This window comes from Mesorhizobium sp. ESP-6-4, assembly GCF_020164735.1.
Classification (GTDB): Bacteria; Pseudomonadota; Alphaproteobacteria; order Rhizobiales; family Rhizobiaceae; genus Mesorhizobium.
The window spans coordinates 14,242-28,383 of record NZ_JAIUGS010000010.1; the positions used below are offsets into that span (position 1 = coordinate 14,242).

Here is a 14,142-nt window from a genome sequence, read left to right on the forward strand (position 1 = left end):
TTCGACAGGCGGCAAGCGATGTCGCTGGCGGAGCAAACAAGGTCGGCAGCCGCCGCGCCGCGCCATGCAAAACAGCGGAAACATCGCGGGGAATTCCTATATGTAAGCCTTGAGCGGTCCTCAGGAGACGACGCCCCAGTGTTCCTTTCGGTTTTCGACCTGTTCAAGATCGGCATCGGCCCATCGAGCTCGCACACCATGGGGCCGATGACGGCCGCGCGCCGCTTCCTCGACGAGATCCTGGCCGGCGACTGGCCCCGGCCCGCCGGCGTCAAGGTTGACCGCATCGGCGCCAGCCTGCACGGCTCGCTTGCCTATACCGGCATCGGCCACGGCTCCGACCGCGCCGTCATCCTCGGCTTGGCCGGCCAGACACCGCAGACGGTCGATCCGGACGAAGCCGACGGCATCGTCGCCCGCATCGGCACGGAGAAGCGGGTTTCGCCGCCCGGGCATCCGACATACCGCTTCGATCCCGCCAAGGACCTCGTGCTCGACCGCAAGACGCCGCTGGCTGGCCATGCCAACGGCATGGCCTTCTATGCCTATGATGCGTCCGACCGGCTGCTGCTCAAGCGCATCTACTATTCGATCGGCGGCGGCTTCGTCGTTTCCGAGGAAGAGCTGCAGCGCATGAAGGCAAAGGGCTCGGTGACGACCGAGGGCAAGAAGGTACCGTACCCCTTCAAGAACGCCGCCGAAATGCTGGCCATGGCGGCCAAGAGCGGGCTTTCGATCGCCGAGATGAAGCGCGCCAACGAGGAAATGCATATGTCGCGCGAGGAGCTCGACGAAGGCCTCGACGCGATCTGGGGCGCGATGAAGGGCTGCATCGATCGCGGCTTGTCGCAGGACGGTATCATGCCGGGCGGTTTGAAGGTGCGCCGCCGTGCGCGGCAGCTGCACGACAAATTGCAGGAACAGTGGCAGCAGAACAGGCCAAATCCGTTGCTCGCCAATGATTGGCTTTCGATCTACGCCATGGCTGTCAACGAGGAGAACGCTGCCGGCGGTCGCGTGGTTACGGCGCCGACCAATGGCGCTGCCGGCACGCTGCCGGCAGTGCTGCGCTACTGGCTGCATTTCCATCCCGAAGCCGACCAGCCGAGCATCCGCGACTTCCTGCTGACGGCCGCCGCCGTCGGCGGCATCATCAAGTCCAACGCCTCGATCTCGGGCGCCGAGGTCGGTTGCCAGGGCGAGGTGGGTTCCGCTTCGGCGATGGCCGCCGCCGGGCTTTGCGCCGTCATGGGCGGCACGCCCGAGCAGGTGGAGAACGCCGCCGAGATCGCGCTCGAGCATCATCTCGGTATGACATGCGATCCTGTCGGAGGCCTTGTGCAGGTGCCCTGCATCGAGCGCAACGCGCTGGGGGCGGTGAAGGCAGTGACGGCGGCCTCCTTGGCCATCAAGGGCGACGGCACGCATTTCGTACCGCTCGACGCCGCGATCGAGACCATGCGCCAAACCGGCCTCGACATGAACGAGAAATACAAGGAAACCAGCCTCGGCGGCCTCGCGGTCAATGTGGTGGAGTGCTGAGGTCTTATCGAGACCCCAGGCTGGCCCTGTGGAGAAGTCGCTCAAGGCGTTGACGCGTCAACCCTTGCGGCTAAATCTTGGGGCATGTCACTCAATCTTATCAAACTGTGCGTCGGTTGCGACAGCGTCGAGGACCTCGAAGAGTGGATCGCCTTCCGCCTCGACGAGCGGCGCCGTGCGGGCGAGCCGGCCGAGCACTGGCACACCACCCGCATGGTGCCGACGCGCGGCGACGAGATCACCGACGGCGGCTCGCTCTATTGGGTGATCAAGGGCAGCGTGCAGTGCCGGCAACTGATCACCGAGATCCGGCCCTTCGTCGACGGCGAGGGCATCGGCCGTTGTCATCTGGTGCTCGATCCTGAGGTGGTGCGCACCGACTGGCAGCCGCGCCGCGCCTTCCAGGGCTGGCGTTATCTCAAGCCCGCCGATGCGCCGGCCGATCTCGGCAAGGGCAGGGCCGCACTCGCCGAAATGCCGCCGAAGCTCAGGCTCGAACTCGCCGAACTCGGCCTGCTGTAGCGCCGCGCCGGCCGGCAAGCCCGCCGCTGGCCCTTCGGCTCGTTCGATGTGGGACTTGCAAGCGCCGGACCTTGGTCCCATCCTATTTGTTATGCTCGGTCATCCGTATGGCGGTGCTAATCGATGGGTGTGATCCTCGCTTTGGCAGCGGTGCTTGTGGTGCTTTTCGGCGCCGCCATGCTCTTTGTGCGCGCTGATCCCGCAAGGATGGCCGATAGTCTGAGATCGCTTGGACCGGCTTTTCTGGGCTTGGTCGGGGCGCCCATGCTGATCTTCGGCCGCAGCCTTATCGGCGGACTGCTTTTGCTCGCGGCACTGGCCTGGGTCGGCTGGATACGCACGAGGCGGCCTCCGGCGCGCGCCGCCGCTTCCAAACATTCGACGGTGCGCACTGCCGCGCTCGAAATGGACCTCGACCACGACAGCGGCAAGCTCGAGGGGCTCGTCCTGGCCGGGCGTTATGAAGGCAAGATGCTGGGCGCAATGGGGCTGACGGACCTGCGCCAGCTTCACGGCGAGCTCAGCCCGGACATGGAGAGCCGCCAGCTCCTAGAGACGTATCTTGACGGCCGTTTTCCCGTCTGGCGCAAGGACGCGCAGCCGCACGGTGGCGAAGGGCTGGGTGTTGCGCCAGGTGCGGGCTCCATGACTAAGGAGGAGGCCTACAAGGTCCTTGGTCTTGAAGCGGGGGCTGCCGCGGCGGATATCCGCAAGGCGCACCGCCGCCTGATGCAGCGCCTGAACGCCGATGTCGGCGGCACGTCTGTCCTGGCGGCGCGGATCAATGAAGCCAAGGACGTCCTGCTCTCCAATCACGATTAGTCTCCTTCGACGCGGGTACTTTCCCGGAGATTTCAACAGCCGCCTATTGCTCGACGGCGTAGCACGAGATTTTCTTGCGCTTCAGGGCGTCGCAGGCCTTCCAGGCGGCGTCCTTCGAGCCGAAGCCGCCGAAACGGGCGCGGTAGTAGGTGGTGCCGTCCTTGTCGAAAGCGACCGTGAAGCCCGATGCGTCCGCCAGGACCCTCGGCGCCTGCTTGCTCGTCTTTTCGAGCAGCGCCTGGGCTCCGGTTTTCGTCGGCGACGATGCAACCTGAACGACCCAGCCGGAGGGCACTGACGACGTCTTGACCGGATCGATCGCCGGTGCTGCGGGCGATGGGTCGGCATAAGCGGTGACGACCTGGGCCGAGGCTTCCTCGGTTTTGGCGGGCGGCGCCATCGCGGCCACGGCAACCGTCTTCACCTTCTTGATCTGGATCACCGGTTTCGTCTCTTCGGCGACCTGTTGGCTGTCGTCCTGGACGTCATCGTCGGCTGAGGCGACGACAGCGTCATCCGTAGCCGGCTTGGCGTCCGGAGTCGGCGCGTCATGCTTGGGCAAAAAGACCTTGGCCAAGGTCTTGATCGGATTGTCGTTGCCCTTGGCGATGAGATCGCCGCCGCCGCGCGTCGAGGCGCGCGGCAGATAAGTGTTGATCAGCGCGGCCATCTGGTTGTCGCGGCTGCGGCCGGAAGCGCCGCCCATCACCACCGCGACGAGGCGACGGTCGCCATCGGCAACGGAGGAGACGAGGTTGTAGCCTGACGCGCGGGTGTAGCCGGTCTTGATGCCGTCGACGCCCTTGATGCGGCCGAGCAGACGGTTATGGCCGTTGATGCGCTGACGGCCATATAGAAACGAGCGCTGCGAGAAATAACCGTAATATTGCGGATAATGCTCGCGGAGCGCGATGCCCAGCATCGCCATGTCGCGAGCCGTGGTGAACTGGCCGGGGTCGGGTAGGCCGTTGGCGTTGCGGAAGACGGTGCCGTTCATGCCTAGCTGGCGCGCCTTGGCCGTCATCATGCGGGCGAAATTGTCTTCGCTGCCGCCAAGCATCTCGCCAAGCGCGGTCGCCGAGTCGTTGGCTGATTTCGTCACGATCGACAGGATCGCGGTCTCGACCGGAACCGAGCCGCCGGCGCGCACTCCGAGCTTGGTCGGCGCCTCGGCGGCGGCATGAGCGGAAAACGGAACCGGGGTGTTCTTGCTGATCCTGCCCTTCGCCAGCGCTTCGAAGGTGAGGTAGAGCGTCATCATCTTGGTAAGCGAGGCGGGATAGCGCCGGCCATTGGCGTCAGCGGAGTAGAGCACCTTGCCGGTCTTGGCGTCCACGACGATGGCCGAGGCTCTTGCTGCCATTGCCGACGCTACGTCGGCGACGACAACCGTCATCGCGAGCGCGGCGATCATAATTGCCCTGAGGGAGAAAGATTTGGAGACTAGCCCCGACAACGCCTGACGCACCGTTACTTACCCTGAATTTTCGTTGCCCCGGAGGCGGCAAAGGGAGTGCCGGCCTCACTTCCAGCCAAGCTATCGCGCCCAGCGTTACCAATCCGTTTATGGTAACCGCCGCGTTCACCATTTTTCGGCAAATCGAGTTTCTCTTTAATCGAATTTTACCGGCTGCCGGCGCTGGACCCCCTGCATATCAAGGGATTCTTGACTTTTGTGCATCGCACAATATATTGAGGTGCATTGCACAAGGGCGCCCCGGGGCAAAAAGGGCGTTTCAACCAAAGGGAAGTATGAAATGACCCAGACCTATGAGGACTTCACGAAATACGGCAAGGAATTTGCCGACACCGGGCTGAAGAGCTTCGCCTCGCTCACCAAGGGCGCGCAGGCGATCGCCACTGAAGCCGGCGAATACACCAAGAAGAGCTTCGAAGCCGGCACCGCCGCCTTCGAGAAGCTGTTCGCGGCCAAGTCGATCGAGAAGGCCGTCGAGATCCAGGCCGATTACGCCAAGCAGAGCTATGAGAGCTTCGTGGCCGAGGCCAGCAAGATCGGCAATCTCTATGCCGAACTCGCCAAGGAAGCGTACAAGCCCTTCGAATCGGTGGTCGCCAAGGCGAAGTAATTTCGCCCGATCACGCCGGACACGGCCAGCGGGCCAATCAAAAGGACCCGGTCGCGGAAACGCGGCCGGGTTTTTTCATGCGTGATCGCAACCTGACGCACCTTGCCGCATTCACGATTGAGAAATTCGCTGCAGTTTGCCCACCTAGCCATATTGTCAGCTAAACAGAAGGGCTTAAAATCGTCCATCGAGAACCTACATGTTGAACTCGCATGAGGATTCGAAAAGGCTGGACTACGTGACGATCGGTTTGACTGCCACGGCAGGCGTGGTGCGAATGCAAAGTGACGGAGACCGCAACGATCCCGGTCGCGGCACCGCTGTCATCACGCGCACCAAAACCAAGACCAAGAAGCCCAGTCTCTACCGGGTCCTCATTCTGAACGACGACTACACCCCGATGGAGTTCGTCGTTCACGTCCTGGAACGATTTTTCCAAAAGGACCGCGAAGCCGCCACACGCATCATGCTTCATGTTCACAATCATGGAGTGGGCGAGTGCGGCATCTACACATTCGAGGTGGCCGAGACCAAAGTGTCCCAGGTCATGGATTTCGCCCGACAGAATCAGCATCCGCTGCAATGCGTGATGGAGAAGAAGTGAGGTAACATGCCGGCTTTCTCCCAAGGCCTGGAAAAGGCGCTACATCAGGCGCTGACATTCGCCAACGAGCGGCATCATGAGTATGCGACGCTCGAACATTTGCTGCTCGCCCTGATCGACGATACCGAGGCGGCCGCCGTCATGCGCGCCTGCAACGTCGATCTCGACGAGCTCAAGCACACCGTTCTCACCTATATCGACACCGAGCTCGACAACCTCGTCACCGGTTACGACGAGGATTCGAAGCCGACGGCAGGTTTCCAGCGCGTCATTCAGCGCGCCGTGATCCATGTGCAGTCATCCGGCCGCGAGGAAGTGTCCGGCGCCAACGTGCTCGTCGCCATCTTCGCCGAGCGCGAGAGCCACGCTGCCTATTTCCTGCAGGAACAGCAGATGACCCGCTACGACGCGGTCAATTACATCTCGCATGGCATTGCCAAGCGCCCAGGCGCTTCGGAATCGCGCACGCCGCGCGGCGCCGAGGACGAGCAGGGCGGCCAGAACGGCGCCGAACCGCAGGAAGAGGGCGGCAAGAAGAAGCAGCAGGACGCGCTGACGGCCTACTGCGTCAACCTCAACAACAAGGCGCGCGCCGGCAAGATCGATCCGCTGATCGGTCGCGACAGCGAGATCAACCGCACCATCCAGGTGCTGTGCCGCCGTTCCAAGAACAACCCGCTCTATGTCGGCGATCCGGGGGTCGGCAAGACGGCGATCGCCGAAGGTCTCGCCAAGCGTATCGTCGAAGGCGATGTGCCGGAAGTGCTGCAGGACGCCACCATCTTCGCGCTCGACATGGGCACGCTATTGGCCGGCACCCGCTATCGCGGCGACTTCGAGGAGCGGCTGAAGCAGGTCGTCAAGGAGCTCGAGGACTATCCGGGCGCGGTGCTGTTCATCGACGAGATCCACACGGTGATCGGGGCCGGCGCCACCTCGGGCGGCGCCATGGATGCATCGAACCTTCTGAAGCCGGCGCTGTCGTCCGGCGCTATCCGCTGCATCGGCTCGACCACCTACAAGGAGTTCCGCCAGTTCTTCGAGAAGGACCGCGCGCTGGTGCGGCGCTTCCAGAAGATCGATGTCAACGAGCCGACCATCGAGGACGCCATCGAGATCATGAAGGGCCTGAAGCCCTATTTCGAGGAGTTCCACAAGGTCCGCTACACGAGCGAAGCGATCAAGGCCTCGGTCGAGCTGTCGGCGCGCTACATCAACGACCGCAAGCTGCCGGACAAGGCGATCGACGTGATCGACGAAACCGGCGCCTCGCAGATGCTGGTGCCGGAAGCCAAGCGCAAGAAGACGATCGGCATCAAGGAGATCGAGGCGACGATCGCCACTATGGCGCGCATCCCGCCGAAGACGGTATCAGCGGATGATGAGAAGGTGCTGCAGGGGCTCGATATCGAGCTGAAGCGCGTCGTCTACGGCCAGGATACGGCCATCACCGCGCTGACCTCGGCGATCAAGCTGGCGCGCGCCGGCCTGCGCGAACCGGAGAAGCCGATCGGCTCCTACCTGTTCTCAGGCCCGACCGGCGTCGGCAAGACGGAAGTCGCCAAGCAGCTTGCCGCCTCGCTCGGCGTCGAGCTGATCCGGTTCGACATGTCGGAATACATGGAACGCCACACCGTCTCGCGGCTGATCGGCGCGCCTCCCGGCTATGTCGGCTTCGACCAGGGCGGCCTGCTCACCGACGGCGTCGACCAGCATCCGCATTGCGTGCTGTTGCTCGATGAGGTCGAAAAGGCGCATCCGGACCTGTTCAACATCCTGTTGCAGGTGATGGACCACGGCAAACTGACGGATCACAACGGCAAGCAGATCGACTTCCGCAACGTGATCCTGATCATGACCACCAATGCGGGCGCCTCGGACGCGCAGCGTGCGGCGATCGGCTTCGGCTCGACCAAGCGCGAGGGCGACGACGTCGAGGCGATCAACCGGCTCTTCACGCCGGAGTTCCGCAACCGCCTGGACGCGATCATCCCGTTCGGTTCGCTGCCGGTGCCGGTTATCCATCAGGTGGTGCAGAAGTTCGTCATGCAGCTTGAGGCCCAGCTCTCCGAGCGGGGCGTCACCTTCGACCTGTCGCCGGACGCGATCGCCTGGCTGGCCGACAAGGGCTATGACGAGCGCATGGGCGCGCGTCCGCTCGGCCGCGTCATCCAGGAGCACATCAAGAAGCCCCTGGCCGACGAGGTGCTGTTCGGCAAGCTCAAGAAGGGCGGCACGGTGCGCGTCACCGTCGAGAAGAAGGAAACCGGCGAGTCCGGCCTGAAGCTCGAATCGCTCGCCGACGAGTCGCCCGTGCAGCCGAAGAAGGAAGAGCCGGAAGACTCGCCGAAGCCGAAGAAGGCGGTGGCCAAGAAGCCGGCGCCCAAGAAGGCCGTGGCGCAGAAGCCGGAGCCGAAGGGCAAGGACGGCAACAAACGCAGCCTTGTGCCGCAACTGCCGCGCAAGGGCTGATCGGCCTTCATTTGAAATGCAAAAGAGCCCCGGCAATGGGGCTCTTTTCTTTTGAGCGGTCAGCGCGCAGTCACCGGGTCGAAGGCTGGGTCAGCTTCCCAGCGCCGCGCGGATCTTGCCGGCGTTCTCGGCCAGCACCTCAGGCTTCTCCATCTGACCGGAATGCGGCTTCAACGGCACGCCTTCGAAGCGCGGCACGACGTGGACATGGAGATGGTAGACGGTCTGCCCGGAGGCCGATTCGTTGAACTGCATGAGGGTGACGCCGTCGGCGTCGAATGCCTTTTTCACTGCCACGGCCACCTTCTGGACGACCGCGAACAGCGGACCGAGCGTTGCCGGATCGGCGTCGAGCATGTTGCGGGACGGCGCCTTGGGCATCACCAGCGTGTGGCCCATGCCTTGCGGCATCACATCCATGAAAGCGACGACCGCATCGTCCTCGTAGACGCGGTGCGACGGAATCTCGCCGCGCAGGATTTTTGCAAAGATATTGCCGGGATCATAGGCTTCGGCCATGGGGTGACACTCCCAATTGCATTCACCGTCCGGTGTAGCGAAGCCGCCGATGGGCGGCAAGGCGCTCAGGCGAGATCGCTGAAGCGCGTCGTAAGGAATGGATTCGGGCGACGCGCTTTAAGTCTCTGTTTTCATGTTTTCATCGCAGCGGCATGGCGCGCGGTGAGGCCGGCTATTCCCCAAGATCCTTGCGGAAGGGCGTGTGCTCTTCGAGATATTCGGCCATGCGTTCGACCTCGCGGCGCTCGCGCCTGAGATAGTCGGCGACGGCGTTGCGCAAGCCGGGATGCGAGAAGTAGTGCGCCGAATGCATGGTCACCGGCCGGTAGCCGCGCGCCAGCTTGTGCTCGCCCTGCGCGCCTGCCTCCACCACCTTGAGCTTGCGCTCGATGGCGAAATCGATCGCCTGATGGTAGCAGACCTCGAAATGCAGGAAGGGGTGATCCTCGATGCAGCCCCAGTTGCGTCCGTAGAGCGCGTCGGAACCGATGAAGTTGATGGCGCCGGCAATATAGCGGCCGTTCCGCTTCGCCATCACCAGGAGGATGTCGTTGGCCATGCGCTCGCCGATCAGCGAGAAGAACTGTCGGTTGAGATAGGGCCGCCCCCATTTCCTGCCGCCGGTATCCATGTAGAAGGCGAAGAAATCGTCCCAGGCGCTTTCGGTGATGTCCTTGCCGGTCAGCCAGTCGATCGAGATGCCGTCGGCAAGCGCTTCGCGGCGCTCCTTCTTCATTGCCTTGCGCTTGCGCGAGGCAAGCGTGGCGAGGAAGTCGTCATAGGTCGAAAAGCCTTCGTTGAAGAAATGGAACTGCTGGTCGGTGCGATGCAGGAAGCCCGCCGCTTCCAGTGTCGCCACATCCGGCTCGGTGGCGAAGGTGACATGCGCGGACGAGACGCCGAGCTTGTCGGTCACCAGCTTCAGGCCTTCCGCCAGTCCTGCCTTCACCGCACTTTCATTCTCGCCTTTGCCGACCAGCAGGCGAGGGCCGGTGACCGGTGAAAACGGCACCGAGCATTGCAACTTGGGATAATAGCGGCCGCCGGCGCGCTCGAAGGCGTCCGACCAGCCGTGGTCGAAGACATATTCGCCCTGGCTGTGCGATTTGAGGTAACAAGGGACGGCGCCGAGAAGCCTGCCTTGCGCGGTTTCCAGCCGCAAGTGATGACCCTGCCAGCCAGTGCGCCGGACAGCGCAGCCGGAATCTTCCAATGCGCTTAAAAAAGCGAATGAAACCAGCGGGTTGTAGCCGTTTTCTTGGTCGCCGCGTGTGGTTCCGGCAAAGCCGTTCCATTCCTCGCAGGTGAAGGCGCCGATGCCCGCCGCGATGCGGATCGCATAATCCGCGTTCGGTGCCCGTCCATCGTCTTCGTCGCCCTGATCCATGGGGCTTATTTAAGCTTCGCAGGGGTAGCTACAAGTCACGTTTGAGGCACTCGGCTCAGCCAACTCTCACCAGGCCGGGCTCGAAACCCTCGAAGGTCATCTGGTCGGCATATTTGAAGGTGAGGTCGACCGCCGGCTGGTCATGCACGGTCCAGGTAATGACCGGCATCTTCAGCTTTTCGCGCACGAAGCTGACGAAGGGGTTGGGCAGGTCGCCGGCAGCGTAGGAGGTGAAGGCGAGACCGTGCGCGAGCATGGCGAAATGTGCCTCGATCAGCTGGTTGTCCCTGCCATAGGCGGTCAGCCCGCCGGGGATGCCCGGGGCGTCCTTGGCGAAGTCGCGGATCAGCCAGTGGTCGAACGACATGATCGCCACCTTGCCGTTGTAGCGCTTGAGCAACCGGCCGACGCTTGCCACCAGCCCGGCATCATGGCCGGGAACGCCTTTCAACTCGACCACCAGCGGCACACGGCCGTCGATCAGGTCGAGCGCCTCCTCGAGCGTCGGCACGTGGTCCTTGGTGCCGCCGACCTTGAGCGTCGCCAGTTCGGCCGCGGTGCGTTGCCACACGAAGCCATCCTGGCCGGTGAGGCGTTTCAGTTCGCCGTCATGGATGATGACCGGGACGCCGTCGGACGAGACATGCACGTCGCATTCGATGGCGTAGCCGCGCTCGGCGGCCGCGGCGAAAGCCGACAGCGTGTTTTCCCAGCGCGTCTTGTTCATGTCGTGGAAGCCGCGATGCGCGACGGGCTGCGCAATCAGCCAGGACAGATCGGTCATGTTGAGCCTCACTCGACTTCGAAGATCGCTTCGATCTCGACCGCGGCGTTGAGCGGCAGCGAGGCGGTGCCGACGGCGGAGCGGGCATGCTTGCCGCGCTCGCCAAGTGCGGCGACCAGGAAGTCGGAGGCGCCGTTGGCGACAAGATGCTGCTCGACGAAATCCGGCGCGGAGGCGACGAAGACGGTGATCTTGACCAGGCGCCGGATCTTTTCGAGATCGCCCAGTGCGGCCTTGGCCTGCGCCAGGAGGTTGATGGCGCAGAATTTCGCGCCTTCCTTGCCTGCAGCGGTGTCGATGTCGCGGCCGAGCAGCCCGCTTGCCTGCAGCTTGCCGTCCTTCAGCGGCAACTGGCCGGCGGTGAACAGCGTGTTGCCGGTGCGGCAATAGGGCACGTAGTTGGCGGCGGGCGCGGCGGCGGCCGGGAGGGTGACGCCAAGATCGCTTAGCCGCTTTTCGATTGTTTCGCTCATTGGTTTTCCCTATTGCTGGAAGACGCCGCGTTGGCCGGGCCGAAATTGCTATTTTTGCCTCGCTTCCGCCATGACTTTTTTTAAGCTGGACTATCTTTCCCTGCGGTCTGCCTCGCAGCCGCGACGATCGGAGCAACGCATGCGCGCAACGCGCCTTTTTCTCGCCGCCGCCTGTTTCTCGGCGATGCTCCCGATGGCGCCGGCCCTTGCGGTGCCCGCGCTGCAGGCGCATCGCGCCGTCTACGATCTCACGCTCAACAAGGCCTCCGACCGCTCAGGCATTACCGGCATTACCGGCCGCATGGTCTATGAGTTCAATGGTTCCGCCTGCGAAGGCTATACGGTGAAATTCCGCTTCGTCACTCAGATTGCCACCGCCGACGGCACGAAGCTGACGGACCAGCAGACGACCACGTTCGAGGATGCCGAAGGCAAAACGTTTTCGTTCGTGACGAAATCCTTCACCGACCAGAATCTCGACAAGGAAGTGAAAGGCACCGCGACCCGGGAGCAGAAGGGCCTCAAAGTCGAGATCGACAAGCCTGAGAAGAACAGCCTCGAGCTTGCAGCGACGCAGTTCCCGACCCAGCATCTGGTCGAGTTGATCGGCAAGGCCGAAAAGGGCGAGAATTTCTACCAGACCAATCTGTTCGACGGCTCCGAGGACGCCAACAAGGTGATGACCACCACCGTGATCGTCGGCAAGAAGACCGATGTCCAGAAATCCGACCCGGAGGCGCCGGCGCTGGCCAAGCTCGCGACCGACAAATACTGGCCGGTCGACATCGCCTATTTCGACGATACCGACAACAAAGGCGAAGAGGTGCCGGAATACCGGATCAGCTTCAAGCTGCACGAGAACGGCATCACCCGCGACCTCGTCATGGACTATGGCGAATTCTCGATGACCGGCAAGCTGGTGAACCTGTCACTGTTCGATCAGACCAAGCCTTGCCCGGCGTCGAAATAGCAATTGCTGACGGCAGCCGGCCCGGCTTGCAGGCTTGGCCTCCGAATACCATGCGTGAGGCTCACCGAATGCGGTGGGCCTGATGGCAGTTTATGTCGATGCGGCGATCTGGAAATGGGCCGGCCACCGCTGGTGCCATCTGCTCGCCGACAATACCGACGAACTCCATCGCTTTGCAGCCGAGCTGGGCCTTAAGCGTTCGTCCTATCAGGGGCCGCCCAAGACATCGGCGCCGCATTACGATATCACTGGCTTCGAGCGTGATCGCGCGGTCAGGCTTGGGGCGATCGAATGCAGCCGCGAGGACATCGTGGCGATCTTCCGCCGCGTGCGGGTTCCGAATGGGAAGGTAAGACGATGACGATGACGGCGTTCCTGGCTTATTGCGTCGCGATCTCGTTGGCCGCCGCCACGCCTGGACCGGCGATGTTCGCGGTGATTACCAATGGTCTGTCGCGTGGGTTCTTGCGGGCTTTCATAGCCGGCATGGGGGTCGCCGCGGGCGACGCCGTCCTGGTCACCCTGGCGTTGCTCGGGTTGGTGGCGTTGGCCCAGACCTTCGAGTGGATTTTTCTTTTGCTGAAATACGCCGGCGCCGCTTACCTGGTCTTTCTCGGCATCAGGATGTGGCGGGCGGCCGCCCAGAAGCCGGACGACTCTCGTCAGACACAGGCGCGGCTGTCGCGGTCCTTCTTTCTCGGCGCGTCCATTGCGCTCGGCAATCCGAAGGCCATTCTGTTCCACGCCTCCATCATGCCGCTGATCCTCAACCTTGACACCATGACCTTCGCCGATGGCCTGCTCGTGGTCCTTGTCGTGGTCAGCGTCAATATCATCACCATGGGCCTCTATGCCGCGATGGCGGGGCGGGCAGCCGGATGGTTCAAGACCCCGAAGCGCATGCGCCTCATGAACAGGCTCGCTGGCGGGGCGATGATCGGTACCGGTGCGCTGATTGCCGCACGTTGATGCGCGAAGTGACGCCCGGCTTGCGTTTGTGACGCTTCCCCTCTATATGCGCGCTCATTCCACACACGGACTTTGGTGTCTGCCCGGGAGAAATCCGGCTGAGACCTCCGGTGGCATCAGGACATAAGTCCGAAATGCCTGTGTCCGTGGAGGCCAACCGGAAAGGAACTAAAGAATGGCTCTGCCAGATTTCAGCATGCGCCAGCTTTTGGAAGCTGGTGTTCACTTCGGCCACCAGACCCACCGCTGGAACCCGAAGATGGCGCCATACATCTACGGCGCCCGCAACAACATCCACATCATCGACCTGTCGCAGACGGTGCCGCTGCTGCACCAGGCCCTGAAGCAGGTGTCCGACACCGTCGCCAAGGGCGGCCGCGTGCTGTTCGTCGGCACCAAGCGCCAGGCGTCCGACATCGTCGCCGACGCGGCGCAGCGTTCGGCCCAGTATTATGTCAATTCGCGTTGGCTGGGCGGCATGCTCACCAACTGGAAGACGATCTCGAACTCGATCCAGCGCCTGCGCAAGCTCGACGAGACGCTCTCCGGCGAGGCCCAGGGCCTCACCAAGAAGGAGCGCCTGAACCTCGACCGCGAGCGCGAGAAGCTCAACAAGGCTCTCGGCGGCATCAAGGACATGGGCTCGACGCCGGACCTGATGTTCGTCATCGACACCAACAAGGAAGCGATCGCCATCCTCGAGGCCAAGCGCCTCGGCATCCCGGTCGTGGCCATCATCGATTCGAACTGCGACCCGGACAAGATCGACTTCCCGATCCCCGGCAATGACGACGCGGCCCGCGCCATTCAGCTCTATTGCGATCTGATCGCCAAGGCCGCCATCGACGGCATCGCCCGTCAGCAGGGCGCGCTCGGCGTCGACATCGGCGCTTCGGCCGAGGCTCCGGTCGAGCCGGCGCTCGACGCTCCGGCTGCAGAAGCTCCGGAAGCTTGATAAGGAAGGCCGGATCCCGGCCTTCATCTTTCCAAT

The 14,142-nt window shown here is 63.1% G+C and carries 15 protein-coding genes; 10 read left to right on the plus strand and 5 right to left on the minus strand.

Features of this window, described 5'->3' with window-relative positions:
* Nucleotides 1–138 precede the first annotated feature (138 nt).
* The 3 genes from LB523_RS18730 to LB523_RS18740 all read left to right on the plus strand — a co-directional run bounded on the left by LB523_RS18730 (nucleotide 139) and on the right by LB523_RS18740 (nucleotide 2,886).
* Nucleotides 139–1,542: an L-serine ammonia-lyase gene (locus tag LB523_RS18730; protein ID WP_224605798.1), complete on the plus strand. Its 1,404-nt coding sequence runs from the start codon at nucleotides 139–141 to the stop codon at nucleotides 1,540–1,542.
* A gap of 84 nt (nucleotides 1,543–1,626) precedes the next feature.
* The gene (locus LB523_RS18735; protein WP_095765343.1) at nucleotides 1,627–2,064 is read left to right on the plus strand and encodes a DUF1489 family protein; all 438 of its coding nucleotides are present in this window, start codon (nucleotides 1,627–1,629) and stop codon (nucleotides 2,062–2,064) included.
* Nucleotides 2,065–2,187: 123 nt separating this feature from the next.
* Nucleotides 2,188–2,886 carry a molecular chaperone DnaJ gene (locus LB523_RS18740; protein ID WP_095765344.1) on the plus strand — a complete coding sequence of 233 codons (699 nt, stop codon included), beginning with the start codon at nucleotides 2,188–2,190 and terminating at the stop codon, nucleotides 2,884–2,886.
* Between the two features lie 43 nt (nucleotides 2,887–2,929).
* On the opposite strand, the gene LB523_RS18745 is transcribed toward LB523_RS18740, so the two are convergent.
* Complete coding sequence (locus LB523_RS18745) at nucleotides 2,930–4,354, minus strand: D-alanyl-D-alanine carboxypeptidase (protein ID WP_095765345.1); 1,425 nt, start codon at nucleotides 4,352–4,354, stop codon at nucleotides 2,930–2,932.
* A 289-nt stretch (nucleotides 4,355–4,643) separates the two neighbouring features.
* On the opposite strand from LB523_RS18745, the gene LB523_RS18750 reads away from it, so the two are divergent.
* The 3 genes from LB523_RS18750 (at nucleotide 4,644) to clpA (ending at nucleotide 8,049) form a co-directional block, all read left to right on the plus strand.
* The gene (locus LB523_RS18750; protein ID WP_140841261.1) at nucleotides 4,644–4,973 is read left to right on the plus strand and encodes a phasin family protein; all 330 of its coding nucleotides are present in this window, start codon (nucleotides 4,644–4,646) and stop codon (nucleotides 4,971–4,973) included.
* Between the two features lie 277 nt (nucleotides 4,974–5,250).
* On the plus strand, nucleotides 5,251–5,577 hold the full coding sequence (clpS, locus tag LB523_RS18755; protein ID WP_036258315.1) for an ATP-dependent Clp protease adapter ClpS: 327 nt from the start codon (nucleotides 5,251–5,253) through the stop codon (nucleotides 5,575–5,577).
* 6 nt (nucleotides 5,578–5,583) lie between these two features.
* Nucleotides 5,584–8,049 carry an ATP-dependent Clp protease ATP-binding subunit ClpA gene (gene clpA, locus LB523_RS18760; RefSeq protein ID WP_095765347.1) on the plus strand — a complete coding sequence of 822 codons (2,466 nt, stop codon included), beginning with the start codon at nucleotides 5,584–5,586 and terminating at the stop codon, nucleotides 8,047–8,049.
* A gap of 90 nt (nucleotides 8,050–8,139) precedes the next feature.
* Here the strand turns inward: clpA and LB523_RS18765 are convergent, their stop codons facing one another.
* The 4 genes from LB523_RS18765 to LB523_RS18780 all read right to left on the minus strand — a co-directional run bounded on the left by LB523_RS18765 (nucleotide 8,140) and on the right by LB523_RS18780 (nucleotide 11,212).
* The gene (locus LB523_RS18765; protein ID WP_140627829.1) at nucleotides 8,140–8,568 is read right to left on the minus strand and encodes an HIT family protein; all 429 of its coding nucleotides are present in this window, start codon (nucleotides 8,566–8,568) and stop codon (nucleotides 8,140–8,142) included.
* A 172-nt stretch (nucleotides 8,569–8,740) separates the two neighbouring features.
* The gene (locus LB523_RS18770) at nucleotides 8,741–9,955 is read right to left on the minus strand and encodes a GNAT family N-acetyltransferase (protein ID WP_224605801.1); all 1,215 of its coding nucleotides are present in this window, start codon (nucleotides 9,953–9,955) and stop codon (nucleotides 8,741–8,743) included.
* Nucleotides 9,956–10,010: 55 nt separating this feature from the next.
* Nucleotides 10,011–10,739, minus strand: a complete 729-nt coding sequence (locus LB523_RS18775; protein WP_224605803.1) for a glycerophosphodiester phosphodiesterase — start codon at nucleotides 10,737–10,739, stop codon at nucleotides 10,011–10,013.
* 8 nt (nucleotides 10,740–10,747) lie between these two features.
* Nucleotides 10,748–11,212 carry a RidA family protein gene (locus LB523_RS18780; RefSeq protein ID WP_140627834.1) on the minus strand — a complete coding sequence of 155 codons (465 nt, stop codon included), beginning with the start codon at nucleotides 11,210–11,212 and terminating at the stop codon, nucleotides 10,748–10,750.
* A gap of 139 nt (nucleotides 11,213–11,351) precedes the next feature.
* On the opposite strand from LB523_RS18780, the gene LB523_RS18785 reads away from it, so the two are divergent.
* The 4 genes from LB523_RS18785 (at nucleotide 11,352) to rpsB (ending at nucleotide 14,106) form a co-directional block, all read left to right on the plus strand.
* Complete coding sequence (locus LB523_RS18785; RefSeq protein ID WP_095765616.1) at nucleotides 11,352–12,182, plus strand: cell envelope integrity EipB family protein; 831 nt, start codon at nucleotides 11,352–11,354, stop codon at nucleotides 12,180–12,182.
* An 82-nt stretch (nucleotides 12,183–12,264) separates the two neighbouring features.
* Nucleotides 12,265–12,543, plus strand: a complete 279-nt coding sequence (locus LB523_RS18790) for a DUF4031 domain-containing protein (protein WP_140841277.1) — start codon at nucleotides 12,265–12,267, stop codon at nucleotides 12,541–12,543.
* 2 nt (nucleotides 12,544–12,545) lie between these two features.
* Nucleotides 12,546–13,151, plus strand: coding sequence for a LysE family translocator (locus LB523_RS18795; RefSeq protein ID WP_224605806.1), 606 nt, complete (start codon nucleotides 12,546–12,548; stop codon nucleotides 13,149–13,151).
* 175 nt (nucleotides 13,152–13,326) lie between these two features.
* Nucleotides 13,327–14,106 (plus strand): 30S ribosomal protein S2, encoded by a 780-nt coding sequence (gene rpsB / locus LB523_RS18800; protein WP_095765354.1) that lies wholly within the window; start codon nucleotides 13,327–13,329, stop codon nucleotides 14,104–14,106.
* Nucleotides 14,107–14,142 lie beyond the last annotated feature (36 nt).

What these genes read in the sequence shown, in the direction of transcription:
- LB523_RS18735 (WP_095765343.1), top strand. Translation starts at nt 1,627, where the DNA reads ATGTCACTCAATCTTATCAAACTGTGCGTCGGTTGCGACAGCGTCGAG.
- LB523_RS18740 (WP_095765344.1), top strand. Translation starts at nt 2,188, where the DNA reads ATGGGTGTGATCCTCGCTTTGGCAGCGGTGCTTGTGGTGCTTTTCGGC.
- LB523_RS18750 (WP_140841261.1), top strand. Translation starts at nt 4,644, where the DNA reads ATGACCCAGACCTATGAGGACTTCACGAAATACGGCAAGGAATTTGCC.
- clpS (WP_036258315.1), top strand. Translation starts at nt 5,251, where the DNA reads ATGCAAAGTGACGGAGACCGCAACGATCCCGGTCGCGGCACCGCTGTC.
- clpA (WP_095765347.1), top strand. Translation starts at nt 5,584, where the DNA reads ATGCCGGCTTTCTCCCAAGGCCTGGAAAAGGCGCTACATCAGGCGCTG.
- LB523_RS18765 (WP_140627829.1), bottom strand. Translation starts at nt 8,568, where the DNA reads ATGGCCGAAGCCTATGATCCCGGCAATATCTTTGCAAAAATCCTGCGC.
- LB523_RS18770 (WP_224605801.1), bottom strand. Translation starts at nt 9,955, where the DNA reads ATGGATCAGGGCGACGAAGACGATGGACGGGCACCGAACGCGGATTAT.
- LB523_RS18775 (WP_224605803.1), bottom strand. Translation starts at nt 10,739, where the DNA reads ATGACCGATCTGTCCTGGCTGATTGCGCAGCCCGTCGCGCATCGCGGC.
- LB523_RS18780 (WP_140627834.1), bottom strand. Translation starts at nt 11,212, where the DNA reads ATGAGCGAAACAATCGAAAAGCGGCTAAGCGATCTTGGCGTCACCCTC.
- LB523_RS18785 (WP_095765616.1), top strand. Translation starts at nt 11,352, where the DNA reads ATGCGCGCAACGCGCCTTTTTCTCGCCGCCGCCTGTTTCTCGGCGATG.
- LB523_RS18790 (WP_140841277.1), top strand. Translation starts at nt 12,265, where the DNA reads ATGGCAGTTTATGTCGATGCGGCGATCTGGAAATGGGCCGGCCACCGC.
- LB523_RS18795 (WP_224605806.1), top strand. Translation starts at nt 12,546, where the DNA reads ATGACGGCGTTCCTGGCTTATTGCGTCGCGATCTCGTTGGCCGCCGCC.
- rpsB (WP_095765354.1), top strand. Translation starts at nt 13,327, where the DNA reads ATGGCTCTGCCAGATTTCAGCATGCGCCAGCTTTTGGAAGCTGGTGTT.